21 protein-coding genes are annotated in these 25,551 nt (G+C 71.6%); 13 read left to right on the top strand and 8 right to left on the bottom strand.

All coding sequences use genetic code 11. From position 1 onward, the window contains the following. The first annotated feature begins 398 nt into the window (after positions 1–398). From ACWEV3_RS27590 to ACWEV3_RS27575, 4 genes are all read left to right on the top strand, one after another. Entirely contained in the window at positions 399–3,179 is a 2,781-nt protein-coding gene (locus tag ACWEV3_RS27590; RefSeq protein WP_452616676.1) for an ATP-binding protein, read from the top strand. Positions 3,180–3,293: 114 nt separating this feature from the next. After that, entirely contained in the window at positions 3,294–3,668 is a 375-nt protein-coding gene (locus ACWEV3_RS27585) for a VOC family protein (RefSeq protein ID WP_452616675.1), read from the top strand. A gap of 378 nt (positions 3,669–4,046) precedes the next feature. Next, on the top strand, positions 4,047–5,717 hold the full coding sequence (locus ACWEV3_RS27580; RefSeq protein ID WP_452616674.1) for a class I adenylate-forming enzyme family protein: 1,671 nt from the start codon (positions 4,047–4,049) through the stop codon (positions 5,715–5,717). Positions 5,718–5,797: 80 nt separating this feature from the next. After that, complete coding sequence (locus ACWEV3_RS27575) at positions 5,798–6,853, top strand: methyltransferase (RefSeq protein WP_358574402.1); 1,056 nt, start codon at positions 5,798–5,800, stop codon at positions 6,851–6,853. Positions 6,854–6,906: 53 nt separating this feature from the next. Here the strand turns inward: ACWEV3_RS27575 and ACWEV3_RS27570 are convergent, their stop codons facing one another. Next, complete coding sequence (locus ACWEV3_RS27570) at positions 6,907–7,782, bottom strand: AraC family transcriptional regulator (RefSeq protein WP_452616673.1); 876 nt, start codon at positions 7,780–7,782, stop codon at positions 6,907–6,909. Positions 7,783–7,870: 88 nt separating this feature from the next. Between ACWEV3_RS27570 and ACWEV3_RS27565 the strand changes: the two genes are divergently transcribed. Together ACWEV3_RS27565 and ACWEV3_RS27560 are read left to right on the top strand one after the other, a co-directional pair. Continuing rightward, on the top strand, positions 7,871–8,704 hold the full coding sequence (locus tag ACWEV3_RS27565; RefSeq protein WP_452616672.1) for an NAD(P)H-binding protein: 834 nt from the start codon (positions 7,871–7,873) through the stop codon (positions 8,702–8,704). Positions 8,705–8,949: 245 nt separating this feature from the next. Continuing rightward, positions 8,950–10,566, top strand: a complete 1,617-nt coding sequence (locus ACWEV3_RS27560; protein ID WP_452616671.1) for an FAD-binding oxidoreductase — start codon at positions 8,950–8,952, stop codon at positions 10,564–10,566. 53 nt (positions 10,567–10,619) lie between these two features. On the opposite strand, the gene ACWEV3_RS27555 is transcribed toward ACWEV3_RS27560, so the two are convergent. After that, entirely contained in the window at positions 10,620–11,516 is an 897-nt protein-coding gene (locus ACWEV3_RS27555; protein WP_452616670.1) for an NAD(P)H-binding protein, read from the bottom strand. A 103-nt stretch (positions 11,517–11,619) separates the two neighbouring features. Between ACWEV3_RS27555 and ACWEV3_RS27550 the strand changes: the two genes are divergently transcribed. Further along, on the top strand, positions 11,620–12,588 hold the full coding sequence (locus tag ACWEV3_RS27550) for an Lrp/AsnC family transcriptional regulator (protein ID WP_452616669.1): 969 nt from the start codon (positions 11,620–11,622) through the stop codon (positions 12,586–12,588). Between the two features lie 83 nt (positions 12,589–12,671). Here ACWEV3_RS27550 and ACWEV3_RS27545 read toward each other — a convergent pair whose 3' ends face one another. Further along, positions 12,672–14,072 (bottom strand): lyase family protein, encoded by a 1,401-nt coding sequence (locus ACWEV3_RS27545; RefSeq protein ID WP_452616668.1) that lies wholly within the window; start codon positions 14,070–14,072, stop codon positions 12,672–12,674. After that, a complete protein-coding gene (locus tag ACWEV3_RS27540; RefSeq protein WP_452616667.1) occupies positions 14,069–16,012 on the bottom strand; it encodes an FAD/NAD(P)-binding protein in 1,944 nt (647 codons plus the stop codon). Before ACWEV3_RS27540 ends, ACWEV3_RS27545 begins: the two co-directional genes overlap by 4 nt. A 249-nt stretch (positions 16,013–16,261) precedes the next feature. Between ACWEV3_RS27540 and ACWEV3_RS27535 the strand changes: the two genes are divergently transcribed. The 5 genes from ACWEV3_RS27535 to ACWEV3_RS27515 all read left to right on the top strand — a co-directional run bounded on the left by ACWEV3_RS27535 (position 16,262) and on the right by ACWEV3_RS27515 (position 20,600). Then, positions 16,262–17,497 (top strand): aspartate kinase, encoded by a 1,236-nt coding sequence (locus ACWEV3_RS27535; protein WP_452616666.1) that lies wholly within the window; start codon positions 16,262–16,264, stop codon positions 17,495–17,497. A 13-nt stretch (positions 17,498–17,510) separates the two neighbouring features. Further along, on the top strand, positions 17,511–18,323 hold the full coding sequence (locus tag ACWEV3_RS27530) for a 2-amino-3,7-dideoxy-D-threo-hept-6-ulosonate synthase (RefSeq protein ID WP_358305957.1): 813 nt from the start codon (positions 17,511–17,513) through the stop codon (positions 18,321–18,323). Positions 18,324–18,409: 86 nt separating this feature from the next. After that, positions 18,410–19,513, top strand: a complete 1,104-nt coding sequence (locus ACWEV3_RS27525) for a 3-dehydroquinate synthase II (RefSeq protein WP_132491154.1) — start codon at positions 18,410–18,412, stop codon at positions 19,511–19,513. A gap of 197 nt (positions 19,514–19,710) precedes the next feature. After that, positions 19,711–20,184, top strand: a complete 474-nt coding sequence (locus tag ACWEV3_RS27520) for a MarR family winged helix-turn-helix transcriptional regulator (protein WP_452616665.1) — start codon at positions 19,711–19,713, stop codon at positions 20,182–20,184. Beyond that, positions 20,181–20,600, top strand: coding sequence for an organic hydroperoxide resistance protein (locus ACWEV3_RS27515; RefSeq protein WP_452616664.1), 420 nt, complete (start codon positions 20,181–20,183; stop codon positions 20,598–20,600). The genes ACWEV3_RS27520 and ACWEV3_RS27515 overlap by 4 nt, the downstream gene beginning before the upstream one ends. Position 20,601: 1 nt before the next feature. Here the strand turns inward: ACWEV3_RS27515 and ACWEV3_RS27510 are convergent, their stop codons facing one another. The 3 genes from ACWEV3_RS27510 to ACWEV3_RS27500 form a co-directional block, all read right to left on the bottom strand. Further along, on the bottom strand, positions 20,602–20,931 hold the full coding sequence (locus ACWEV3_RS27510; protein ID WP_452616663.1) for a DUF202 domain-containing protein: 330 nt from the start codon (positions 20,929–20,931) through the stop codon (positions 20,602–20,604). A gap of 1 nt (position 20,932) precedes the next feature. Continuing rightward, positions 20,933–21,325 (bottom strand): YidH family protein, encoded by a 393-nt coding sequence (locus ACWEV3_RS27505; protein ID WP_452616662.1) that lies wholly within the window; start codon positions 21,323–21,325, stop codon positions 20,933–20,935. A 98-nt stretch (positions 21,326–21,423) separates the two neighbouring features. Beyond that, on the bottom strand, positions 21,424–21,831 hold the full coding sequence (locus tag ACWEV3_RS27500) for an SSI family serine proteinase inhibitor (protein WP_452616661.1): 408 nt from the start codon (positions 21,829–21,831) through the stop codon (positions 21,424–21,426). A gap of 287 nt (positions 21,832–22,118) precedes the next feature. Here ACWEV3_RS27500 and ACWEV3_RS27495 point away from each other — a divergent pair, with 287 nt between their 5' ends. Next, positions 22,119–23,429, top strand: coding sequence for an MFS transporter (locus ACWEV3_RS27495; protein ID WP_452616660.1), 1,311 nt, complete (start codon positions 22,119–22,121; stop codon positions 23,427–23,429). 366 nt (positions 23,430–23,795) lie between these two features. On the opposite strand, the gene ACWEV3_RS27490 is transcribed toward ACWEV3_RS27495, so the two are convergent. Then, complete coding sequence (locus tag ACWEV3_RS27490) at positions 23,796–25,505, bottom strand: AMP-dependent synthetase/ligase (RefSeq protein ID WP_452616659.1); 1,710 nt, start codon at positions 25,503–25,505, stop codon at positions 23,796–23,798. Positions 25,506–25,551 lie beyond the last annotated feature (46 nt).

The raw sequence follows: 25,551 nt of genomic DNA, 5'->3' as shown, positions 1-25,551 counted from the left end.
CTCTGCGATCGGGCCGGGTGCGGGCATCACGTCATCGCGGGATTCCCGTTGGCCGGCCGTTCCCAGTCGACCGCCCCGCGCGATGTGTCCAATATCACCCGTTTTCGGGGTGCTCGCGCCGCGCTGGGCCGAACGGTGGCGCACGATTCCGCCGACGGGAATTCACCGGATGCGTCGCGGCGGATATGCCGTGAAAAGAAAATGGACGGAGGGTTACGGACTTTGATACCAAAAAAGCCCCGCGCGGTAAAGATCTACCGGCGGCATCCTCCTGCGACACTCGGGTGAATGCATTCCCTTTGGCGCTTTTGGAACAACCCGCCTGCTGCTGATTGTTCGGGTACTGTCGCGTCAGCTATCTGCGTTCGTCTGATGCTGCTCACCGAGGGGAACACACGATGGACACTGATGCGTTACCGCTGATCGGCCGGGAACGTGTCTTAGGTGAATCGCGCGAGTTATTGCTGCAGGTCGCCGAGGGAGCCGGGAACTGCGTCGTCGTGGAGGGGTCGGCCGGCATCGGCAAGAGCCGACTGCTGCAGGAAGTGGAGGCCGAAAGCCGCGCACTGGGTCTCGGAGTCATCTCTTCGCAGGCCGTGAAGCTGGACAAGAACACGCCGTTGATCACATTGCGTTCGCTGTTCCGATCGTGCCATCTGCTCGGACCGCAGATCCCGGCGGGCCCCGAGCTGAACACCTCCACCCTGTGGGCCGTGGACCAGGTCGGCGAGATGATCGCGCAACAGGCCCGGAAGCAGCCGATGCTGATCGCCCTCGACGACGCGCACTGGGCCGACGAAGCGACCGCGCTGGCGCTGCGCGTGCTCGTGCCCGCCCTCCGCTCGGAACCCGTGCTCTGGTACTTCACCCGCCGCCCCTACCCGATCCGCAGCTGCGCGCAGGAAGCGCTGGACTGGCTGATCGGCGACGGGGCCCAGAAGCGGCAGCTCGAACCGCTTTCCGACGGCGCGGTCGCGCAGCTGTGCGCCGAGGTGCTCGGCTTCGAACCGGACGAGGTGACCCTGGCCTACGCGGCGCGCAGCGGCGGAAATCCCTTCCTGCTGCGGGAGATGCTGCGCGGGCTGCCGGGCGACGGCCCGCAGGAGCCGCCCGCGGCGATGACGCCGACGTTCTTCGACGCCGTCGGCGAGCGGATGCAGGACCTGCCGGAGGACACCCGCCGCGCGCTGGACGCGATGACGGTGTTCGGCCGGCCCTTCGGGGTGCACGAGGTCGCCGCGCTGCTCGGGCGTCCGGCGGTGGACCTGCTGGGCACCATCGCGATGCTCGTCGACGCCGAGGTGCTGGTCGAGCAGGGCGCGAAGCTGAGCTTCCGGCACGAGCTGATCCGCGAGGCGCTCTACCACCGGATGCCGGAGCCGACCCGGGCGACGCTGCACCAGGAGGCCGCGTCGGTGCTCGCCCAGCACGGCCGGTCGGCCACCGAGCAGGTCAAGCACCTGCTGCTCAGCGGCGGCGGCTGGGTGGACGTGGCGACCGTGGTGAAGCGCGCGGTGCAGGAGATCGCCCCGGCGGCACCGAACACCGGCGCCGACCTGATCCTCCGCAGCCTGCCGCTGATCGACGAGCGCAGCCCGATCCGCGCGGAACTGGCCGCCGAGGCGGTGCGGCTGCTGGTGCTGGCGGGCCGCCCGGCCGAAGCGATCGAGCTCGGCCAGCGCTTCCGCGGCAGCGGGCTGCCACCGAACACCGAGGCGATGTTGTTGCTCGGGCTGACCGAAGCGCTGCACACCGTCGGCGAGCACGCCGCGGTCATCGAGCACACGGTGCTCGCCCTGCCCCGCGCCAAATCGGATTCGATGGTGCGCGCCGAGCTGCTGGCGATGCACGCGCACGGGCTGGTCGCGGTCGGCGACATCGAACCGGCGGCGGCCGCGGCGACCAACACCGTGCACGTCGCCAACCGGGCCCGCACGCTCGGCGCGCTGGTGTGCGGAACCGGCGCGCGGAGCCGGGTTTCCCTCGCGCAGGGCGATATCGCATCGGCCATCCGGTACGCGGCCGAAGCGGTGCGGCTCGGCGACCGCGCCGGTGACATCGGGCGCACCCGGCATCCCCGGCTGCACCTGGCCGCCGCGCTGACGGCCGCCGACCGCCTCGGCGAGGCGGAGGAAGAGCTGGGCCGGGACGAGCAGGACGTCGCCGAGCTGGAGACGGTGTGGTCGCAGCCGCCGCGCTACCTGTGCCGGGCCGAGCTGCTGTTCGCCACCGGCCGGCTCAACGACGCCGCGGCCGAAGCGGAAGCCGGAATCCTGCTCACCGAACAGCTTTCCGCGGAAGCGCTGGCCGTTCCGCTGCTCGCGCTGCGGGCCGTGGTGGCGCTGCGGGCCGACGGCGTGCCGGCCGCGTGGCAGCACCTCAACCGCGCCCAGGAGATCGTGGAGACCGGGCGGCGGAGGATGCCGGACCTGCTGGTCTGGGCGCGGCTGCTCGCCGAAGGGGCGGAAGGTGATCCGGACCGGATCCGGCTGGAGCTGGTGGAAGTCCTCGACCGGCTCAAGCGCAGCAGGTCGCTGCTGGTCGGCTCGCCCGAACGAGTCCCGGTGCTGGTGCGGCTGGCCATGCGGGTCGGCGCCGACGACGCGGCCGCCCAGGTGATCGCCGCGGCGGTCGAGCTGGGCCGCCGCAACCCCGACGTGCACGTGTTCCTCGGCGCCGCAGCGCACGGAGCCGGCCTGCACCGCGGGGACGTGCGGTCGCTGCGCACCGCCGTCGAGCACTACCGGGCGGGCTCGCAGCCGGTGCTGCTGGCGCACGGGCTGGAAGACCTGGCGGCCGCCGAGGCTGATCTCGGCAACCGCGACCAGGCCACCGAGCTGCTCATCGAAGCCGAATCCGGGTACGCGCGGTGCGACGCGTTGCTGGACGCCGCCCGGATGCGCGGGCTGCTGGCCCGGACCCCGAACCTCCCGGAGCCGCGGCGGCAGGGCACCCGCAAGACGGGCTGGGGCAGCCTGACCCGCGCGGAGCTGCGCGTGGTGCGGCTGGTCGCCGAGGGGCTCACCAACCGGGAAGTCGCGAACCGGCTGTACCTGTCACCGCACACTGTGGACAGCCACCTCCGGCACAGCTTCGCGAAACTGGGCATCACCAGCCGCGTCGAGCTGGCGCGACGCGTGATGACGCACGACCAGCCGGCAACTCACGCGAACACGTGATGACCGTCGGCGGCCCGGGCGGGGATGCTGGTTGCGAGCCGGCCGGAGACCCGCCGAAGAAGGCGGAAGTCCTTTCCACCGGCCCCGATCACCCGATTCCCGTTAGGAGCTGTGGTGTCCACAAACGTAGTCGGACCGGACTTCCTGACCCTGCAGGTGCGCGACCTGGAGCGGGCGCGGCGGTTCTACACCGAGGTCGTCGGATTCTCCACTGTGGAATCCAAGGTGCCCAACGCGGCGGTGCTGGCCGCCGCGCCCATCCGCATCGCGCTGCGCCAGGCCACCATCGACCTCGACGAGGTCGCCAAGGTCGGGCACGGCGTCGTCGTCTGGATCAAGGCGGAGAACCCCGACAAGCTGCACGAGCAGCTCACCGCCGCCGGCGTGCCGATCAGCAAGCCGATCTGCGACGGTTCCTGCGGCCGTGAGTTCATCTTCGAGGACCCCGACGGCTACCTGATCACCGTCTACGAAGGTCAGCCCGCCTAGCAGGACCGTCCTGCGCGGCGGCGCGGGCGGCGGAACCTCAGAGGCCTTCTCGCCGCGTCTTCGCGAGAAGACCTCTGAGGGACTGCTTCCGAACTGGTTCTGCTTGGCGGCGCGGGTGGCGGCCTCCTGCGGGAATTGCGGCCGCCGCCTGGCTGCGGGAGCCCCGTCCATAGCGGCGTCGGGGCTGTCCTCGCCAGACGACGTCTGAGAACCCGAGGCGGTGCAGCTCTGGTCCCGCGCCGCCGAAGAAACAGGGATCTGTCCCCTGTGGACGATTGTGTTCGTCGGCGCGGCCCCGTTCGCGGTGCGCCGTGCCGTTTCCTCCTGCCGTCCGCCCGGGCCGGTTCGCGCCCTGGCGGTCCCCGAAGGAGCACCAGCATGATCGCACTCGAGAACATCCGTCCCGACGCGCGCCTTCCGTTGCCCGCGCGGCTGAAGTTGCTGCTGGACCGGGAACTGGGGATGGGCAACTTCCTGGACCGCGCGGCGGCGCACAACCCCGCCCCGGACCGGGCGTTCCTGTTCGCCCAGCGGCCGGAAGGCGAGATCGAGGCCTACAGCCTCGCCCGGCTGGTGGAGGTGCGCAACGCCTACGCGGCCTGGTACCACGCGCACGGCGTCGGCAAGGGCGACGTGGTCGGCGTGCACGTCCCGGAAGGCGTCGACTCGTTCCTGCACTTCCTGGCGTTGACCTCGCTCGGCGCGATCGCCGCGCTGGTCAACGGCCGGATGAAGCCGGAGGTCGCGGCCGAGTACCTCGGCCGCATCGGCGCGCTCGGCGTCGTGGCCGACGGGCCCCGCCTCGAACGGCTGCGCGACGCCGGCCTGGACACCGAGCGGCTCGCGTTCCACACCGAGCCGACCGCGCTGCCCACCACGCCCGCCGCCGACGCCACCCATCCCGGCGTCTTCCCGTACGTCCACGCCGACGACGACCTGGTGATGGTCTGCCACACCTCCGGCACCACCGGCCCGCCGAAGGCCGCCAGCTTCGGCCACCGCCAGTTCTTCCTCGGCAAGCGCGGGCGGCTGTGGAACTTCCCGCCGGCGGCCCGCAACCGGCTGCTCACCGCGCTGCCGCAGTCGCACTCGGCGGGCATCAGCTACCTGATGACCGCGACCCTGCTCGGCCTGCCGACGCTGGTGATGGCCGACACCGGGGGCCCGGCGGTGCGGGCGGCGATGCGCCGGTTCCGGCCGACCATCGTCGCCGCGTTCCCGCAAACCTGGGCCGACCTCGCCGAAACCGGCCTGGACGCGGCCGACGCCCGGCACGTGCACACGTGGATCAACACCGGCGACGCCGCGCACGAGGCGCACATCAAGGCGCTCATCCAGCACGGCCGCCGCCCCGGCCTGCTCCGGTCCCGGCCGGGCAGCCGGTTCATCGACGGGCTCGGCTCGTCGGAGATGGGCATGGCGCTGTTCCGCAAGGTCAGCGAGCTCGGCAGCACCGACTACGGCCGCTGCGTGGGCACGCCGATCAAGGTGGTGCGCCGCGCCGTGGTCCTGGACGACGACGGCCGCGAGCTCGGGCCGGGCCGCGCCGGGCGGCTGGGCGTGCTGACCCCGACCCGGACCCCCGGCTACTGGAACAACACCGAGCAGACCGTGAAGTCGTCGTTCGCCGGCTACTGGCTGACCGGCGACGTCGTCTACCGCGACGAACGCGGCCGGTTCATCCACCTCGACCGGGTGCCCGACGTGATCCGCACCTCCGACGGCCCGGTCTACAGCCTGCCGCTGGAGGAGGCGATCCTCATCGGCTGCCGGTTCGCGGCGGACTGCTCGGTGATCGGGGTCAGCGATCCCCGCTCGCCCGGCGCGCAGGTGCCGCTGGCCGTGGTGCGCCTGCACCCCGACGCCGAGCCGGTGGCGGACCTGACCGCGTCGATCAACGCGGCGCTCACCGCCGCCGGACTGTCCGAAGTGGACGGATCGGTGGTCGCCCGCGAGGACGCGGACTTCCCGACCGGCGCCACCGGCAAGGTCCTCAAGCGGCAACTCCGCGAACGCTTCGCCGACCACCTGATCACCACCAACGTCTGACGCCCGTTTTACGAGCGGCGCGAACCGTTTCTCGATCACTGCGCCCGGGCGTGCCTGCGCCCGGATGGGGAAGGGGAGTCATGAACGAACCCGGCTCGGCGACGCCCTACGGCGTGCTCTCGGAGGGAACGCAGGCGCCGCCCGCGGTCCGCATGTACGAAATGCTCTACAGCTCGCTGGTCAGCCAGCTGCTGATCGCCGTGGCCGAGCTCGGCGTCGCGGACGCGATCCACGGCGAGCCGACGCACGTCGACGACATCGCCGCGCGCGTCGAGGCGGACGCCGACAGCCTCTACCGGGGCCTGCGGGCGCTGGCCAGCGTCGGGGTGTTCACCGAGGTCGAGCACCGGGTGTTCGACCTGACGCCGCTCGCGGCCACGCTGCGCAGCGACGGCGAAGGCTCCATGCGCGCCCTGGCCCGCTACGTCGGGCTGCCGGAGCGGCAGCGCTCCTTCGGCGCGCTCGCCTACAGCCTGCGCAGCGGCCGCCCGGCCTTCGAGCACGTGCACGGCCGCGGGTGGTGGGCGCACTTCGCCGACCACCCCGAGCTGGCGAAGCTGTTCAACGACGCGATGGGCAGCATGGCCCGGATGGTGAACTCGGCGATGCTGGAGGCCTACGACCTGACGGGCGTGCGGCACCTCGTCGACGTCGCGGGCGGGCAGGGACATCTGGTGGCCACCATCCTGGCGCGCTACCCGGAGATGACGGCGGAGGTCTTCGACCTGCCGCGGGTGGTGCCGGAGGCCGAGGAGGTGCTGCGGGCGGCGGGCCTGTCCGACCGCGCGAAGTGCGTCGGCGGCGACTTCTTCGACTCGGTGCCGACCGGCGGCGACGTGTACGTGCTGTCCTGGACCATCCACGACTGGAAGGACGAGGACGCGATCAGCATCCTGCGCAACATCCGGGCGGCGATGTCGCCGGAGAGCAAGCTGCTGGTGATCGACGAGGTGCTGCCGCCGGGCGACACCCCGCACTTCGGCAAGTTCGAGGACATCGTGATGCTGAGCCTGCTGTCGGGCCACGTCCGGACGGAGCCGGAGCTGACGGCGCTGTTCGAGAAGGCGGGCCTGCGCCACGAGGAGACGCGGGCGACGAGCTCCCCGACCAGCGTGCTGGTGGCGTCCCCCGCCTGACCGCCCGCGAGGACCGTGCCCGGCCGGGCACGGTCCTCGCTCGGGTAGGCGTCCTATGTGGATTGGCCGCATCGGATCGCGCATTCGGCGTCCTGGCGGTACTTGCTGGGGCTGACGCCGTGGAACCGCTTAAAAGCCGTGCTGAAGCCGAAGGCGTCCGCGTATCCGACCCGGTGCGCTATCGCGGCGACCGGGTCGGTGGATTCGGCCAGCAGGTCGGCGGCCAAGGTCATCCGCCAGTCCGTCAGGTACGTCAGCGGCGGCTCGCCCACCAGCTCGGCGAACCGGCCGGCCAGCGTCGTGCGCGACACCCCCGCCTCGCGGGCCAGGACGGCGAGCGTCCAGGGCTTCTCCGGCGCGGCGTGCATCGCCCGCAGCGCCGAGCCGATCGCGGCGTCGCCCAACGCCCGGAACAGGCCGGGGGCAACGGATTCAGGACGGTCGAACCAGCCTCGCAGCGTGCACACCAGCAGCCAGTCGAGCAGCCGGTCGAGCACCACCTGCCGGCCCGGCGGGCTCGCGGCGATCTGCGAGTCCAGGAAATCGCGGATCGACGCGCAACCGTCCCCGTCGGGCACCACCAGCACGGGCGGCAGCACGCCCAGCAGCCGTTGCGACACCTTGCCCCGCACGCGGTACGTCCCGGTCAGCAGCACCGTGCGATCGGCCGACACCGCGTGCCCCGGTTCGGGCCGGTCGGAGATGGCGAAGGGCCCCGGGCCGCGCGCGATCGCGGTGTCGCCGGCCCGGACCAGCCGCGGTTTCCCGCCGTCCCCGAAGGAAATCCAGCCCTCGCCCCGCAGCGGCGCGAGCAGCGTCAGGGATTCCGCGTCCCCGAACCGCAGCGCCCACGGCGGGGAGAGCTCCGTTCGGCTGAAACCGGCGCCCTCCGCGCGGACGCCCCGCAGCAGGTCGTCGAACGGGTCCATGAACTCCACGATAGCGGCGGACGATCGGACATGTTCCGCGTACGACGAGCCATGGCCGCTCCGCGCCGCCGTCGGTTGACTGCTTCCCATGACGACACGAGCGGATTCGATCCTGGTGCTGGCAGCGACGGGCAAGACCGGACGCCGGCTGGTGAGCACGTTGCGCGCGGCGGGCGAACACGTCCGGGCCGCGTCCCGCTCCGGCGAGGTGCGGTTCGACTGGGCCGACCGGGGAACCTGGCCGGCCGCGCTGGACGGGGCCTCGGCGGTCTACCTCGTGGCCTCCGAGAACCCGGCGCTGACAACGGCTTTCGTCGAGAATGCGGTCGCGGCGGGCGTCCGCCGGTTCGTGGCCCTGTCCGGGCGCGGCATCGGGCTGGTTCCCCCGGAGCCCTTCAGGAGCGTGGTCGCGGCGGAAGAGGCAGTGCGCGACTCCGGCGCGCAATGGTCGGTCATCCGGCCGAACAACTTCAACCAGAACTTCGACGAGGGCCTGTGGCGCGCGCCGCTGCGAGCAGGCCTGCTGACCCTGCCCATCGGCCCCGCACCGGAACCGTTCATCGACGTCCAGGACGTCGCCGACGTCGCGGCGGCGCTGCTGACATCCGACGGCCACCACGGGAAGGTGTACGAGCTCTCGGGGTCTCGGGCGCTCACCTTCGCGGAGGCCGTCGAGATGATGGCCGATGCCGCGGGGCGGCCCATCCGCTACGCGGAGCTCACGCCCGAGGAGTACCGGGCCGAGCTAGTGGCCGGGGGAGCGGCGGAGGACGAGGTCGAGGAGGCCGACGCGATGTTCGCCGCGATGCGCGCCGGGCACCTCGCCGAGCCCACCGACGCGGTTCGGCAGGTGCTCGGGCGCGCGCCGGTCGAGTTCGGCGACTACGTGGCCCGCGCCGCCGCGGCGGGCGCGTGGTCGTAGTCGCGTGGCCGGGTCCCGTCATCCGGGTAGGCCGAACGGAGCAGCCACCGAGAGTGAGTCAATCACGTGATCACGTGATGTCCTTTGGCGCAGGGATCTACACGATTGGGTGTAGCCGCCCGTGATCGACGCTGCGGGCCGCGACTCTGCGTCATCCGCCCTTTGCTCCATGAGGTCGACGCCGGTCCGGCCTGTCCGCGGATCGCGACGGCGCAGGGGACCAAGTCACTCTCGGAGGAGTTCGCATGAGCGCGTTATCGCGCCGCAACCTGCTCACCTGGACTGCGGCGCTCGGCGGCTCGGCCGCCGTCCTCTCCACCACCGAAGCACTCGCGGCACCAACCATCCCGCAGCAGGTGGGACCGGCCGCCAACCCGGCCATCACCGTCGGCCCCGCGGACGTCCGCTTCGCCGGCCTGACCCGGGGCCAGAACCAGCGATTCGTGAGCAACCCCGAAAGCGTGTGCCTGCCGTCCACGACGGAGCAGGTGGTCGCGGCCGTCGGCGACGCGGCGCGGCGCGGCAAGCGCATCGGCGTGCGCAGCGGTGGGCACTGCTACGAGAACTTCGTCGACAACCCCGACGTGCGGGTCCTCATCGACATGACGCAGATGAACGCGATCGCCCACGACACCAGGATGAACGCGATCATGGTCGAGGCGGGCGCGGAGCTGGGCGACGTCTACGACACGCTCTACAAGCGGTGGGGCGTCTGCCTGCCCGGCGGCTCCTGCTACACCGTCGGCGTCGGCGGGCACGTCACCGGCAGCGGCTACGGGCCGCTGAGCCGCCGGCACGGCTACATCAGCGACCACGTGTACGCGGTGGAGGTCGTGGTGGTCGACGCCGGCGGGAACGCGCGGGCGATCGTCGCGACCCGGGAGGCCAACGACCCCAACCGCGAGCTGTGGTGGGCGCACACCGGCGGCGGCGGTGGTGCTTTCGGCGTCGTCACGCGGTTCTGGTTCCGCGCCCCGAACGCCACCGGCACCGACCCGGCGAAGCTGCTGCCGGTCCCGCCGCGGGAGGCGTGGATCCACCGCCGCGAGTGGGCCTGGGACCAGATGACGCCCGAGCGGTTCGCCCGGCTGCTGCGCAACTACGGCACCTGGATGGAGCGCAACAGCGGCCCGGACAGCCCCTACACCGGGCTGTTCTCCCGGCTGGAGCTGACGACCCGCGCGTACGGCCCGTTCCACCTGGTCGTGCAGATCGACGCGGGCCTGCCCAACGCGGCGCGGCTGCTCAACGACTTCCTCAACGCGGTCGGCGAAGGCGTCGGCGTGACGCCCACCGTCACCGACCACCGGAAGCTGCCGTGGCTGCACGCGACCGGCTGGCCCGGGATGTGGATGAGCAACCCGACCGACCGCTACAAGTACAAGTCCAGCTACCACCGCAAGGGCTTCACCGACGCGCAGATCGCCGCGCTGTACGAGCAGCTGACCAACACCGACTACGCGCAGCTGCCGTTCGTGGTGTCGATCGCGTCCTTCGGCGGCAAGGTCAACACCGTCGCGCCCGACGCGACCGCCAACCCGCACCGCGACTCGGTGATGAAGCTGCTGTGGGGCACCGCCTGGCAGGGCTCCGCGGACGACGACCGCCACGTGGGCTGGCACCAGCGGTTCTACCAGGCCGTCTACCGGGACACCGGCGGCGTGCCGGCGCCCAACGACGTCACCGACGGCTGCTTCATCAACTACTGCGACATCGACATCAGCGACCCGGCGTGGAACGCCTCGGGCGTCCCGTGGCACGACCTGTACTTCAAGGGGAACTACCGGCGCCTGCAGCAGGCGAAGAAGGCCTACGACCCGAGGGACGTGTTCAAGCACGCCCAGTCGGTCAGGCTGCCCTGACCGGTGCGGCGCGGCCGCGGGTGGTGCCACCACCCGCGGCCGCGCCGTCGTCTTCAGCGTTCACGGCCTGTCGTCTGCTCGTGCTGGACCGGCTGGGGCCGGGCGTCCGTGGTGGATCGGAAGTCGGTGGCGTGGTCGATCACCCATTGCCGGAACGTCCGAGCCGGTGTGCCGGTCACCGCTTCGATCGTGGTGGTGGTTTCCGGTGCGGGCCAGGTGATCATCGTGGCGTAGGCGTCGAGCAGAACGTCCACGAAGGACGGTGGGAAGTCGTCGGCGACCAGTTGCCGCCGGGCGTCCTGCGGGGACAGTTCCTCCCAGCGCAGCGGGCGGCCGATCGCTTCGCCGATGATCCGCACCTGCTCGGCTTGGGAGAGCACCTGGGGTCCGGTCAGGCGGTAGGTCGCCCCGTCGTGCCCGTCGCTGGTCAGGGCCTGCACCGCCACGGCGGCGATGTCCGCTTCGTGCAGCATCGCCAAGGGGAGCTCGCCATATGCGCCGCGCACGACGTCGCCGGCCCGGATCTGCTTGGCCCACCACAGTGCGTTTACCGCGAACGTGCTCGGCCGGATGACCGTCGACTCCAGACCGCACTGCTCGATCAGCTGCTGTTGCTGGTCCGTGGTGAGGTCGCCGACACCGCCCGAGCCGAGGAACACCACGCGGCTGGCCTGCGTCGCGATCACCTCCAGCACCGCTGGCAGCGCCTCGCCGGTGTGCAGCGGCCACATGAGGAACACCGCGTCCACCCCGCGCAGGCAGTCGTGCAGGGACTCCGGCTCGGCCAAGTTCCCGCGTACCACCTCGACGCCGTCCGGCAGGTCGGCCATCGCTGGGGTGCGGACCATCGCGCGAATGGCGACATCGGGCTTGGCGAGCAGGTGGGCGAGTATCTGCCGCCCCACGTTGCCGGTCGCCCCAGTAACCAGAATCGTGGCTCGTGCTGTCATGACGTACTCCTCTCGTCGTCACGACAACGATCGCCACAGGTGCGATCCTCCGTCGTCTATCAGGCATTTCGCGGCGGTTTCCGTCGTGAACTATCGTGATCAGATGGAATCCGTCACGCTTGACGACGTCGATCGCGGAGTGGTGCACGCGTTGCAGATCGACGGACGAGCCCCGTTCAGTGCGATCGCCGGTGTGCTCGGAGTATCGGAGAACACCATCGCCCGCCGTTACCGACGCCTCCGCTCGGCCGGCGTGCTCCGGGTCGTCGGCTCCGCGAACGGGTTCCTGCTCGGGTACACCTCGTGGACCATCCGCGTGCGGTGCACCCCGGATGCCGCCAGCGCGATCGCCGCCGCTCTTGCCCGGCGCCCGGACACGTTCTGGATCCACATCCTCTCCGGCGGCACCGAGATCTCCTGCAACGTGCAAGCACGCAGTGACTCAGACCGCGACACCCTCCTGCTGGACAAGCTGCCGCGCACCAGCCGCGTGCTCGATGTCAGCGCTCACGCGCTGCTCGGTGGCGGTTCCCGGCCGGGCGAGTGGACCGGTGCGCACGCGCTCACCGCCGACCAGGTCGCCCGGCTCCGGCCCATGCCACCCGCACGCACCCAGGACACGGGCACGCTTGACGCGGGCGACCACGCCCTCCTGGCGGCCTTGTCCCGCGACGGCCGCGCCCCCTATGCCGAGCTCGCCGCCGCGACCGGCTGGTCGGAATCCACTGTGAAGCGCCGCCTGAACCACCTCCGCCGCACCGGAATCCTCGTGCTCGACCTCGACATCGCGCCCGCCGCGCTCGGCTACCACGCCGAGGCCCGGCTCTGGATGACCGTGCGGCCAGCCGCACTCGTGCGAGTGGCCGACGCCATCGCCGGCCACCCCGAGACCTCGTTCGTCGCCGTCACGACCGGCCGGACCAACCTCGTCGCTGCCACCATCTGCCGAGACAGCCGCCATCTCTACCGCTACCTGACCGAACAAATCGGATCACTGGACGACGTCCACACCGTGGAAACCGCCCCGCTGATCCGCACCGTGAAACGCGCAGGCACGGTCCTGCCCCTCTGATGGACGGCGTCGGGGGCATCCTCAAGGGTCGAACGCGCGTAGGGCTAGGCGGCGATTTCGCACGAAATCGCCGCTTCCCGCGTTCAGCCGGACCAAGCGGACGGACCGTACTCGTCCAGCGCCCGTTGCACGAACCAGGACGCCGCGCCGAGGTAGTTCTGCGGGGCGAGCAGCTCCCGCACCGCCTCCGCGTCCACATCGGACCCCTGGAGCTCGGGTGCGGTCGCGAGCAGCTGGTCGAACGTGCCGCGCCCGGCGGCGGCCTCGGCCGAGATGCGGGCCAGCACCTGCTTCGCGCGGACCTTGCCGAGCACCGGGGCCAGCGCGACGTTGACCCGCTCGGCGACGATCGCGCCACCGGTCTGGTGCAGGTTCTCCAGCATCCTGACGGGGAACACCGCGAGGCCCTCGGCCAGTTCGGCGGCCGTGTGCGCCGCGCCGCCCGCCGCGCGCAGGCAATCCCGCATCGGCTGCCACTCGGCGTGCCAGGCCCCCGCCGGACGCTCGTCCTCGGCGAGCATGCACTGGGCCAGCACCCCCGCCGCCGGGGCGACCTGCCGGGCGGCGGCCACGACCAGCGTCGACAGCACGGGATTGCGCTTCTGCGGCATCGCCGACGAGGCCCCGCGCCCGGCCGGGCCAGGCTCGACGGCCTCGCCGACCTCGGTGCGGCACAGCACCTGCACGTCCGCGCCGAACTTGCCCAGCACCCCGGCGACGACGCTGAGCGCCCAGCCGAGATCCGCCAGCGGCACCCGCTGCGTGTGCCACGGCACGGCCTGCACCGCGAGCCCGAGTTCGCCCGCCATGCCCTCGACGAGCTCGCCCACGAGATCGGCGCCGGTGGCCGCCTGCGCATAAGCCGCGTAGGCGGCGGCGGTGCCGCCCGCGCCGCCGACCGACACCGGCAGCCCCTCGGTGCGCAGCCGGTGCACCCGGCGGCGCGCCTCGCCGACCCCGGCCAGCCAGCCGGCCGCCTTGAGCCCGAACGTCGTCGGCACCGCGTGCTGCGTCAGCGTCCGGCCCGCCATCGGCGTGTCCCGATGCCGCTGCGCCAGCGCCGCGAAGGCGGCCGCACAACGGTCCAAACAGGACTCGATCTCCGCGAGTGCCCGCCTGGTGACCAGCATGGACGCGGTGTCCAGCACATCCTGGCTGGTGCAGCCGCGGTGCACGTGGTCGGCGGCCGCCGGGCTTTCCGCGGCCACCAGCGAGGTCAGCGTCGACACCAGCGGCACCACCGGGTTGGCGGCCTCGCGCGCCCGCACGGCCAGCTCGCCGAGGTCGAACCGCTCCGGCTGCGCCACCGACTCGATCACCGCGACCGCGGATCCCGGGATCACCCCGAGCCGCGCCTGCACCCGCGCCAGCGCCACCTCCACCCGCAACATCGCCGCCAGCCACGCGCCGTCGGAGGTCGCGGCGTGCACGGGAGTGCCCGCCCACACCGGAGAAAGCAGGCCCGCATCCAACCCGGGGCTCATCGGGCCGCCCCCTCACTCGCTCGCCGCGGCGCGCTGGTCGGCAACCAGGCGAGCGGGTTGTGGTAGTCGGCGTACAACGCGGCCCGCCGCGGGCCGGGCTCGCTGCGCGGCACCGACAGGCACGCCCGCGCGACGCTGTCCGCGTCGGCCAGGCTCACGGAATTCACGCCGGGCCGCGCCCCGGCCGCGGTCACCCAGTGCACGGCCTCGGTCGGCACCCCGAACGCGAAGCGCCGCGGATGCGGGCGGCCGGCGGCGTCGATCAGGTGGTACGGGCGGCGCGTCACCGCCAGCCCACCGGTCCGGAAAGCGCCGTCCGGATCGGCGATCCGGTACGCCACGCACTGCCCGGTCCGGCGCAGCCACTTCAGCAGCGGATCGGCAGAACGCTCCAGGTCAGGTTCCGGCAACCGGGCCTCGATCAGCGTCGTCACCGGCACCGGCGGCGCCGCCACGCCACGCGCGGAGACCACGAACGACGCATCCACGGCCGACACCCGCATGCCGGGGCCGAGCACGTGCACCACGCCCGCCTCGACCAGCGCGATCAGCTCGGCGATCCGCCGCGCCGGCGGGCCGATCGACAGGAACGCGTTCTCCCCGGTGTACCACCGCTGCACCTCGTCCCGGTAGGAGCCGCCTGCGATCCCGCCGTGGTCGATGACCAGCCGGATCTCGTTGCGCAGATCCCGCAGCACGTCCAGCGCCGCCTTCAGCGGCCCCGCGACGTTGCCCAGCTCGGCCTCGACGAGATCGCGTTCCAGGTGCTCCAGCAGCCAGCCGTGGAACTCGTCGCGGCCGGCGAAGACCCGCCCGGCGCAGGGACGCGTCACCCGGTCCCAGTCCCACCACTCGCCCTGCGGCACGCCGTAGCGGCGCAACACCCAGCGCTCGGCGATCTCGTCGTCGATCGCGCGCAGGTAGTCCCGGCGGAAGACCCGGGCGGTGCTCGCGCTGCGGTGCTGCCCGATCCAGGTCGTGTAGTACACCGCGCGGACCTCTTTGGACACCAGCGGCCACACGTCGTCCAGGAAACCCGGCGCGGCGCCCTCGGCGGCCCGCTGCTGAAGCCCGGCGATCACCTCCGGAGTCAGGAACAGCGGTTCATGCCGCCCCGACACGCCCTTCTGGTTCCGCCCGCGCGCGTGGTACGGCACGCCCCGGCGCGAACCGGCGTACAACACCGGCTCGCGACCGGAAGGGATGTAGCGCAGCTTCCCGCCGACCGGCGCGAACCGGCCGCCTCGCCCGGCGGTCAGCAGCGCCAGGTAGTCGAAGAAGTTCAAGCCCAGACCGCGAAGCCCGACCGGTTCGCCAGGGACGATCGACGAAAGGTCCACTTCGGACGGATTGCTCGGCGGCACGTAGCGCAACCGGTACCGCCGCGCGAACTCCGCGAGATCGCGCGGCGCACCGGCGGACTCGGCGTCGACGTGCCCCTGCGCGAGCACCACGGCATCCGCGGTCACCACGCTGCCGTCGGCGAGCCGGACCCGCTGGTGCTGCGCCTCGTCCTGCAGCGCGACGGCGGTCTCGGCGTGCAGCCGGACGGTCACGTTGGGCGGCGCGGTCGCGATCACGTGGTCCAGGAACCACGCCAGATAGCGGCCGAACGAGGCGCGCGTCGGGTAGTCGTCCGGCCCGAGCGGAACCTCGTCCGGATCGGTGCGCGCCCACTCGTGCAGGCTCGGCCCGGGCCGGATCGGCCCCTCGCACTCCACGCTGTCGTCGGTGAACACGGTGACCTGCGAGGCGACCGTGTTCATCAGCAGCAGCGAGCTCTGCCCGGTCCACCACACCCGGCCACCCGCACCCACGTGCGGATCCACCAGGTGGACCTCGACCGGCTCCGCCGGGCCGACGAGTTCGCGGCTGTTGGCACAGATCCGCTCCAGCACCATCAGGCCCCGCGGGCCCGCACCGATCACGCAGATCCGCATCGGAGTTCCCCTCGATCGCACGGCATCCTCGAATCTCCCGGCCGACATCGCACCGCCCGATTCAACGCGCGCGAGCACGCGCCGCGCAGCACGTCTTTCCGTGATATCGCGCGGCAAATCAGCCCGCCACCACGACAATCACGTGTTCCCGCGATGCCCCTCGACGAAGCGGTCGATTAGAAAGATGTTGCACGACAGAACGTTTCGTCCCGGCGTCGGCTGCGGCGCGCCCCTCGCGATGAGGTGTCGATGAAACCATTGGTGCAGAAGTACGGCGGCACCTCGCTGAGCACCGCCGAACACGTTCGCCGGGTGGCCGAGCGCATCGACGCCGCCCGGCAGACCGGTCGCCCGACGGTCGCGGTCGTCTCGGCCCGCGGCGACACCACCGACCGCCTGCTGGCCGACGCCAAGCAGCTACACCCGCACCCCGCGCCGCGGGAAACCGACCAACTGCTGGCCACCGGCGAGGTGGCCTCGGCCGCCCTGGTGGCCACCGCCCTGCACCGCCGGGGCACCCGAGCCGTCTCGCTCACCGGCGCGCAGGCGGGCATCCGGACCACCGGGCCGCACGGCGCCGCCCTGATCGACACCATCGACACCCGGGCGGTGCGCGCCCACCTCGAACGCGGCTCCGTCGTGGTCGTCGCCGGCTTCCAGGGCATCGACCCGGCGGGAGAGCTGTTCACGCTGGGCCGCGGCGGCTCCGACACGACCGCGGTGGCGCTCGCCGCCGCGCTCGCCGCCCGGTGCGAGATCTACACGGACGTCGACGCCGTCTACACCGCCGACCCCAGGCTGGTTCCGCAGGCACGTCCGCTGCCGGAGATCGCGGCGCCGCTGATGGCCGAGATGGCCTTCGCCGGGGCGCGGGTGCTGCACGCGCGAGCCGTGGAACTCGCCGCGGTCCGCAACGTGCCGCTGCTCGTGGCGAGCGCCATGCACGACCGCCCCGGCACCACGATCACCGGAGGGAGCCCCATCGGCATGCTGGAGAAGGAAGGCTTCGTCGCCGCGATCACCCACGACGCGGACATCGCCCGGTTCACCATCCGGCTCGACCCCGACGACCCGGAACGACCGCACCGAGCACTGCGCGCCATCGCCGACCAGGTCATCCCGGTCGACCTGGTGACATGGGCGGACGACCGGCCGGCGCTGAGCTTCACGGTCGCCGGTGCCGCCGTCCACCAGGCGCGGCGGCAGGTGGAACTGGCCGTGCCGAACGCCGGCCGCGACGTGGCGGTGCAGCGCGAACTCGGCAAGATCTCCTTGCTGGGCACCGGAATGCTCACCCGGCCGGAATACGCCGTGCGGGTGCTGCGCACCCTCGAAGACCTGGGTGTGCCCGCGAACTCCTTGCACACCAACCAGTTGCGCGTCTCGGTGCTGGTACCGGCCGAGCACACCGCGGCGGCGGTGGCCGCGCTGCACGACGAATTCGAACTGGACCGACCCCGCCCCGATCCCGTCCCCACCTCGTGAACAGGAGGACCCGGTGTCCACCACTCGATCGTTCGGCGCGCAGCTGAGGCTCCGGCGGATGTCGCGAAACGGCGACGACCGCCTGCTCCTGGTGCCGATGGACCACTCCGTCACAGACGGCCCGTTACCGACGCCCGGCGGCCCGGCGAACCTCACGCCGCAGCTGGCCGCCAACGGCGTCGACGCGATCGTGCTGCACAAGGGCGCGCTGCGCTACATCGACCCGGCGGCGTTCGTGAACATGTCGCTGATCGTGCACCTCAGCGCCAGCACGGCGCACGCGCCGGACCCCGACGCCAAGTACCTCGTCGCCAGCGTGGAAACCGCGCTGCGGCTGGGCGCCGACGCGGTGAGCGTGCACGTCAACCTGGGCTCGACGGAGGAACGCCGCCAGGTCGCGGACCTCGCCGCCGTCGCGGAGGCGTGCGATGCCTGGAACCTGCCGCTGATGGCGATGATCTACCCGCGCGGCCCGCAGATCACCGACCCGCGCGACGTGCGGCTCGTCGCGCACGCCGCCACCCTCGCGGCCGACCTGGGCGCGGACCTGGTCAAGACCGTCTACCCGGGCACGGTCGAGGCCATGGCCGAAGTGGTGGACTCCTGCCCCGCGCCGATCGTCGCGGCGGGCGGCCCGCGCGTCGACGACGAAGCGAAGGTCCTCGCCCACGTCGAGGGAGTGCTGCGCGCAGGCGCGGCAGGCGTGGCGATGGGGCGCAACATCTTCGAGGCCCCGGACCCCGGGGAGCGGGCCCGCCGGGTGGCGGCGCTGATCCACCCCGCCCGCGAGTTCACCGACGACCTGGTGCCGGAACTGGCCTCCTGACCAGCCCGGCCCCACCCAGCGCGGGGGACCGCCTGCGCGAACCGAGTTCCGCCAACAGTCACCGAGACCTGACCGAGGAGCGCGTGATGAGACTGACGTGGTTGGACATCCGAGGTGTCGACGCCGAGATCAAGACCGCCATCGTCGAGGAGGCGGTGCACCAGCGGGTGAGCGCCATCGTGGCCGACGAGCCCGGCGAGCTGGTCGACCTGCCGCCGACGGTGCGCAAGGTGCTGCTGCCGCGCGGCCCGCTGCCCGACGACCTGGGACCGGCGGACGTGGTGATCGTCGACCCGGAGCGCCACGGCGACCCGGCGGTGCTGGCGGCCCGCCACCCGGGCGTCGAGTTCGGGCCGTTCGTGGAGATCGTCGACGCGCCGACGCTGGAGGTCGCCTGCGAGGCGGCGCGCACCCAGCGGTGGAGCGTGCTGTGGTTCCGCGACCCGACGAAGATCCCGCTGGAGATCGTGCTCGCCGCCGCGGCCGGCGCCTCCGGCAGCATCGTCACGGTCGTCGAAGACGTGGAGGAGGCCGAGATCGTCTTCGGCGTCCTGGAGCACGGCTCGGACGGCGTGCTGCTCAAGCCGCAGCGCGTCGGCGACGCCACCGACCTGGTCGCGGCGTCGGCGGGCGGCTCGGCCGACCTGGAGCTGACCGAGCTCGAGGTGGTGCGCACCGAGCACGTCGGCATGGGCGAGCGGGCGTGCGTGGACACCTGCACCTACTTCCGCGAGGACGAGGGCATCCTCGTCGGCTCCCACTCCAAGGGCATGATCCTCTGCGTCAGCGAAACGCACCCGCTGCCGTACATGCCGACCCGCCCGTTCCGGGTCAACGCCGGGGCGATCCACTCCTACACCGTGTCCCACCAGGGCCGCACCAACTACCTGAGCGAGCTGAAGTCGGGCAGCAAGGTGCTCGCGGTGGACACCAAGGGCCGCACCCGGGTGGTCACGGTCGGCCGCGTCAAGATCGAGAGCCGACCGCTGATCTCGATCGAGGCGGTCAGCACCACGGGCCAGCAGGTGAACCTGATCCTGCAGGACGACTGGCACGTCCGGGTGCTGGGCCCGGGCGGAGTGGTCCTCAACAGCACGGAGCTCAAGCCGGGCGACCGGCTGCTCGGCTACCTGCCGGCGGAGGACCGCCACGTCGGCTACCCGATCAAGGAGTTCTGCCTGGAGAAGTGACCCGACGCAGGTGAAGGGTCCTCGCCACCGGCTCCCGGCGGCGAGGGCCCTTCGCTGCGCGGGGGTGGGGTGACAGGAAAGTTCCCATGCTGTCAGCCGGGCCGCGGGTGGGTGGGGTGACAGGAAAGTTCCCATGCTCACAATCGGCGATACACAACTGAGTTGTGCACAACTGAATTTCGAGCTACCTTGTCCGTGTGGATGAGTCGAGGTTGGCGTTGGACCGGCAGGTCTGCTTCGCGCTGTACAGCGCTTCGCGGGCGTTCACCGGCCTGTACCGGCCGGTCCTGGAAGAGCTCGGGCTCACCTACCCGCAGTACCTCGTGATGCTGGTGCTGTGGGAGCACGAGTCGGTGACGGTCAAGGAGCTCGGCGCCGCCCTGCGGCTCGACTCCGGCACCTTGTCGCCGCTGCTGAAGCGGCTGGAGGCGCGCGGCCTGATCACGCGTCGACGCAGCTTCGCGGACGAGCGGTCCGTGGCGGTCGCGCTGACGGCGGACGGTGCGGAAATGCGGGCGCGGGCCCGGTGCATCCCGGACCGGATGGTGAACGCGTCCGGACTGCAGGTCGACGAGCTCGAACAACTGAAGTCCACATTGGAACGCCTGACGGCCGCCCTGGATTCGGCGGCGCAACAACAGGCGGAAGACAAGCGGGAGGGTCAGCGATGACAGTGCTCTACACGGCCGAAGCGACGGCGACCGGCGCGGGCCGGGACGGCCGGACCCGGTCCTCGGACGGCGTCCTGGACCTCGACCTCGCGGTGCCGAAGGAGATGGGCGGCCCGGGCGGTGCGGTGACCAACCCCGAACAGCTCTTCGCCGCCGGGTACGCGGCGTGCTTCCACGGCGCGCTCCAGGTGGTGGCGCGCCGCGCCAAGGCCGACATCGCCGATTCGTCGGTCACCGCCCAGGTCGGCATCGGCCGCAACGACGCCGGCGGATTCGGCCTCAGCGTCGGCCTGGTCGTCGACCTGCCGGGCGTGCCGCGCGAGCAGGCGCAAGAACTCGTCGCCGCGGCGGACCAGGTCTGCCCGTACTCGAACGCGATCCGCGGCAACGTCGAGATCGAACTGCGGGTCGCCTGACTCAGGAGAACAGCACGTAGATCAGGCCGGAGCTGCCGGCGAGCACCGCCAAGACGGCGACCGCCGCCGGCAGCGCCCCGCCGGGCAGCGGCGTCTCGGCGTGCAGCCTGCGTTCGCCCCGGAGGTGCCGGCGCCAGACGAGCCAGCTGATGGCAAGCCCGAGCGGCAGGGTGAGCGCGGCGCAAACCGCTGCCGCGATGACGCTCTCGTGCGCGAGGAGCCGCAGCAGCACCAGCATTCCGACGACGAACGCGAGCGCGGTGCGAAGCCACGCGAGGGTGGTCCGCTCGACCTGCAGCCCCGGATCCCAGGGCCCGTCGGGGCGCGCCACGTCAGAACCCGGTCACGAACAAGAGCACGCAGGCGGTCACGCCGATCGCGCCGAGCCCGTAGCCGAGGACCGGCGCCAGCCGCGGCGCAGGCAGCGGGCGGCCGCGCCGCAGCGCCCGCTCGGTCGTCCACCAGCGCGTGAAAGCCGTTGCACTGCAAAGCACCCCGGCGAGCAGCAGCAGGACCGCCAACGCGGTCCGCAGTGGACTCGGCTGACCGGTGGCCGCGTTCAGCGCCTCGACGCCGACGCCACCGGCCATCAGCGCCAGCGCGGTGCGGATCCACGCCAGGAAGGTGCGCTCGTTGGCCAGGGTGAACCTCGGGTCGGGATCGGAGCCGTCCCGGTACAGCCGCCGCGGCCAGCGGGAATCGCAGTCTTCTCGATCGGTCGCCATGGGGTCACCGTAACCCGAACGGCGGTATGGCGAGAGCGCGTGTTCCGCAGGTCACGGCACGCGTCGGGCCCCGCACGCGGCGGGGCCCGACAGCAGCCTCAGAACGAGAACACCTTGCCGGTCGCGGCTCCGGCGACGCATTCGTTCGGGTAGGTCTTCTCGAAGGTGACCGGCTTGCCCTGCCACCTGCCCTGCGCGGTGAGCGTCACCGGTCGGTACACCAGCGGACACGTGGAGTTACCGGTGCTGAGCAGGTTGAAGTCGCCGTTGACGTCTCTGAGCGCCGAACACGCGTCTTGCGCGTGCGGATGCGAGCCGCCGGCGGGCTCGCACATCAGGAACGCGCTCCGGAGGTCGTCGCGGCCTTCGCCGCGGACCGAGAGGTTCATCATGCTGGCGTGCGCGGCCGACGCGGGTTCTGCGTGGGCGAGCGCCGGGGCCAGCGCGGTGCCGGCCAGCGTGGCGGCGGCGAGCAAGGTTCGGCCGATGAGCCGTTTTGCAGCCATTTCGTCAATCCTCCTGGGTTGGTGAAGCAGACGATTCGCTTCTCTTTATCGGCGAGGTCGAGCGAAATGCGGCAGATGCGACGGCGGATCACTGAAACGTGGTTCGCCCGAACCGGTTTCCATCACGACCCGTCACGAAAAGGCGTTGCCCCGCGGGGCGGGAAGTCGCCCACAAGCGGTGCGCTGCTCAATAAGGTGGTGGACCTTTTGTCGATCACTGGTCATTGTGGTGCGGAACCACGTGACGCCGGGCGGCTCTCCGGTGTCCGCAACAGACGGGAGGCCTGATGGCGACGGTACCTGCGGGGCCGGACACCGCCACGGTGCGCAAGGCGGCGTTCGCCAGCGCGGTGGGCAACACCATCGAGCTCTACGACTTTCTGATCTACGGCACCGCCGCGGCCGTGGTGTTCAACAAGCTGTTCTTCCCGGCGGGAGACCCCTGGGTGGGGGCGTTGCTCGCGTTCGCCACCTTCGGCGCGGGCTTCCTCGCGCGGCCCCTCGGCGCGGCGGTCATCGGGCACTTCGGTGACGTGGTGGGCCGCAAGCTGATGCTGGTCATCACGCTGAGCGTGACAGGCGTGTGCACGGCGGCGATCGGGTTGCTCCCGACCTACCAGCAGGTCGGGGTCTGGGCGCCGGTGATGCTCGTGGTGCTGCGGCTTGTGCAGGGCTTCTTCCTCGGCGGCGAGCAGGGCGGTGCGGTGCTGATGGCCGTCGAGCACGCGCCGCCGCACCGCCACGGCTGGTACGGCGGGTGGACCTTCCTGGGCTCCCCGAGCGGCATGTTCCTGGCGACCGGGGCATTCGCCGGTGCGACCGCGATCTCCGGCGACGCGTTCTTGACCTGGGGCTGGCGGATCCCGTTCCTGGTGAGCCTGGTGCTCGTGGGCGTAGGCCTGTACGTGCGGCTGCGGCTGGCCGAAAGCCCGGAATTCGCGAAGATCCGGGAACGCGGACAGCGAGCCCGCCTGCCGGTCGCCGAGGCGTTCTCCAGCTCCTGGCGGCAGATCCTGCTGTCGGCGGGTGTCAACCTCGGCTTCAACACGTTCATCTTCATCCTGACCACGTTCCTGCTGACCTACGGAACGGAGAAGCTCGGCGTCACCCGCGACGTGATGCTGCTCGGCAGCCTGTGCGGATCGGCGGCGCAGATCGCCGGAATCCTGCTGTTCTCGCACCTGTCCGACCGCCTCGGCCGCACTAAGGTGATGCTCGGCGGCGGCATCTTCCTGGCGCTGTACGCGTTCCCGATGTTCTTGCTGCTGGACACCGCGACCCCGGCGCTGATCGTGCTGGCGATGACGCTGGGATACGCGGGCTCGGCGGCGGTCTTCGGGCCGATGGCGGCGTTCTGCGCGGAACTGTTCGCCACGAAGGTCCGCTACACCGGCGTGTCCCTGGGCTACCAGAGCGGCTCGGTGCTGGGCGGCGGGCTGTCGCCGGTGGTGGCGACGGCACTGCTGACCGCCTCCGGCGGAGCGTCCTGGCCGATCGCGGCCTACCTGGTGATCGGCGCGCTGATCACGGTGACGTGCCTGGTCATCACGGGCGAACCGACCCGCTGGGCCCGCGAAGCGGAACCCGCGACGACCTGACCGGCCGCCGCCGGGACGGCTGGTGCCACCGGAACCAGTCGCCCGGCGGCATCAAGACAGGCGGCGGATGTGCCGGTGGACTGAACCCAGGCTTGTCGTCACGGTGACGGAACCTCCCGTCCCAGATCGCCACGGGCCTCGGTGACAGGAAGGTTCCCATCCTGCCAAGCCGCAGGGCCGGATGACAGGAAGGTTCCCATCCTCGCGGCCGTCATGAGCCGTGGTGACAGAAAGGTTCCCTTGCTGTCGGGCGACAGCAAGGGAACCTTTCTGCCAAGTGGCCAGGCTGGAAGTGACAGGAAGGTTCCCGTGCTCGCGCCGCCGGGACCGCGGTGACAGGAAAGTTCCCATGCTTGCGCTGTCGGGTCAGTCGCCGTAGAGCTGGTCGATGATGTCGGCGTACTTGTCGTGGATCACCCGGCGCTTGAGCTTCAGCGTCGGGGTCAGCTCGCCGCCTTCGACGCCCCACTGCTGGCCGAGGATCCGGTAGCGCTTGATCTGTTCGGGCCGGTTCAGCCGTTCGTTCGCGGCCCGCACCGCGGCCTCCACTTCGGACCGGACCGCGGGATGCGCGGCGAGGTCGGCGCGGTCCCGGAAGGCGATGCCGCGCTCGCGCGCCCACTTCGGCGCGGTGTCCTCGTCGAGCACCAGCAGCGCGACGAGGTACGGGCGGCCATCCCCGAACGCCAGCGCGTGCCCGATCAGCGGATGCGCCGTGAGCGCGTTCTCCACCGCCGTGGGCGCGATGTTCTTGCCGCCTGCCGAGATGATCAGCTCTTTCTTCCTGCCGGTGATCGTGAGGAAACCGTCGGCGTCCAACACGCCGACGTCGCCGGTGCGCAGCCAGCCGTCGGCGTCGGCGGCCGGCCGGATCAGCCCGTCGGGCTGCAGATATCCCGCGCACACCAACGGGCCGCGCACCAGCACCTCGCCGTCGGCCGCGGTGCGGATCTCCACGCCGGGCACGGCGCGGCCCACGGTGCCGGGGCGGCGCGCGCCGGCGGAGTTGGTGGTGGCGCAGCCGGTGGTTTCGGTCATGCCCCAGAGCTCGAAGATGTCCAAGCCGATCGTGCTGAAGAACTCCAGCAAGCCGGTGTCGATCGGGGCGGCGCCGCTGGACGGCCACAGGGCGCGGTCCAACCCGATGCGGGCGCGCAGCGCCTGCTGGTTGGCGCGCTGTTCGGCCGGGATCTTCTGGAGCGCTGCGGCGAGCTTCTCCCAGATCCGGGGAACGCCGAAGAAGAGCGCAGGGCGTGCGTGGGTCAGCGCGGCCAGGATCCGGCTTTGATCGGCGCAGAAGTGCACGTGCGCGGCGTCGTGGATCGCGGCGTAGAGCCCGACCATCCGCTCCGCGATGTGCGCCAGCGGCAGGTAGCACAGGCGCGGCGCGTGCCGCTCGGGCTGCGTGATCTGATGCAGCGCTGCGGCCGCGAAGCAGATGTTCCGGTGCGTGAGCACCACGCCCTTCTGCTCGCCGGTGGTACCGGAGGTGTAGAGGATCGCGGCCGGGTGGTTCGGCGCGATCGCCGCCGCCGTCCGCTGCACCAGGTCCGGATCGTCGCGCAAGCGCTGTTCGCCGAGCACCCGCAAGCGCTCCCAGGTGCGGAACCGGTGATCCGCGGACACCATCGCCGCCTCGTCCAGCACCACGACGTGCTCGATGGTGGACACGTTGCGCAGCACTTTGGACCAGCGTCGCAACTGGTCGGCGCCGTCGAGCACGACGACCCGGGCCCTGCTGTGCTGGGCGATGTAATGCACCTGGTCCTGGCTGAGCGTGGGGTAGAGGGTGCTCGGCACCGCGCCGATGTGCGTCGCCGCGACATCGATCAGCCAGTGCTCGGCGCGGTTCGCCATCATGATCAGCATCGTTTGGCCTGATTGCAAGCCCAATGCCGTAAGCCCGGCGGCCAGCTCGTGGACCTCGTGGCGCGCTTCGGCCCAGGTCCAGGCGCGCGGCTCGCGCCCGTTGTCGGTGAGCGCAGGGCGCTGCGGGAATTCCGCGGCGTTGCGCGAGAACAGCTGCGGGATGGTCGTCTCCGACGCGGTCGCGGCCCAGGCTTCCGAAGCGCTCATCGCATCCGGTCTCCCCTCTGCGCATGCTCGGGTGTGGCACGCGTCA

It is taken from the genome of Saccharopolyspora sp. NPDC003752, from assembly GCF_053605825.1.
This window is presented reverse-complemented; position numbering and strand designations above follow the sequence as displayed.